The sequence below is a fragment of the Treponema sp. R6D11 genome (genome assembly GCF_054786075.1).
This window is the reverse complement of sequence record NZ_BDHD01000776.1, coordinates 1-530: the sequence shown is the minus strand read 5'-3', so window position 1 is coordinate 530 and position 530 is coordinate 1. Positions and strand designations below refer to the sequence as shown.

General features: G+C 47.9%; 1 protein-coding gene. It reads left to right on the top strand.

From position 1 onward, the window contains the following. Positions 1-150: 150 nt before the first annotated feature. On the top strand, positions 151-530 hold a 380-nt coding region (locus tag ACYVTD_RS16035), incomplete at its 3' end, for an ABC transporter transmembrane domain-containing protein (protein WP_461248680.1).

The window sequence follows — 530 nt, the reverse complement described above, 5'->3', positions numbered from 1 at the left end:
GTTTAGAAAGGCGGATTTGATCCTTGTCATGGACAAGGGGCGGATCATAGAAAGAGGGACGCACGAGGAACTGCTTGCGATGAAGGGGTTTTATTTCCATATATGGCAGCTTCAGTATAACGCCGGGCTTGAAGCCTTGGAGGGAACCCAATGAGCTTCTTCAGCAAGAAACAACAGGAACAGAAAACCTCCAAAGAAAAAAACCGCTATGACATGGACGAATACCTTGACGAAAAGGTAAGCCTGTTTAACGTAAAACGCGTTTTAGGATATCTTTTAAAAGCGAAAAGCCATTTGAGACTGTCTCTCATATTCAGTATTCTCGCCTCGATTTCCGGCCTTGTAGGGCCGCTCTTTATAAAAAGGGCCCTGGACGAGGCAGTCCCGCATAAGGACATGCGCCTTCTGCTCATGATGGGCGTATACCTTACCGCGTCGATTATCGTAAGCGTAGCTTTAAGCGCCGTTCGCAACATACTTGTCGCCAAGGCGGGCGCCGGCATTATCCACGACATAAGGCAGGACTTATT